1 protein-coding gene is annotated in these 467 nt (G+C 33.2%); it reads right to left on the bottom strand.

The window, feature by feature from the left end; translation table 11 throughout:
* Window positions 1–157: 157 nt before the first annotated feature.
* Window positions 158–467, bottom strand: a 310-nt coding sequence (locus AWT63_RS03140; RefSeq protein WP_456236333.1) for an EF-Tu C-terminal domain-related protein, incomplete at its 5' end; no start/stop codon positions are given.

The raw sequence follows: 467 nt of genomic DNA, 5'->3' as shown, positions 1-467 counted from the left end.
TTTTTTAGCAGATTGATCTAACAATTTGTGGTCATAAGATTGAAGATGTATACTTAATTTATTTTCCAAAATTTTTCCTCCTATTTTATTTCTACAAGGGGCATAAAGCCCCTTATAGCAGTGTTTTCAAATTTTATTAAATGTATTTTATTTTTTATTATTTTTTAATTTCTGCAACAACTCCAGAAGCTACCGTTCTTCCACCTTCTCTTATCGCAAATCTTAATCCTGGTTCCATCGCTATCGCATGTATTAAGCTTACTTCTACTGATATATTATCTCCTGGCATTACCATCTCTGTCCCCTCTGGTAATCTTACTTCTCCTGTTATATCTGTTGTTCTAAAGTAAAATTGTGGCTTGTATCCTGTGAAGAATGGTGTATGTCTTCCTCCTTCTTCTTTTGTCAATACGTAGATTTCTCCCTTAAATTCTGTATGTGGTGTTATTGATCCTGGTTTCGCTAAT

Source organism: Caviibacter abscessus, assembly GCF_001517835.1.
Classification (GTDB): domain Bacteria; phylum Fusobacteriota; class Fusobacteriia; order Fusobacteriales; family Leptotrichiaceae; genus Caviibacter; species Caviibacter abscessus.
This window is presented reverse-complemented; position numbering and strand designations above follow the sequence as displayed.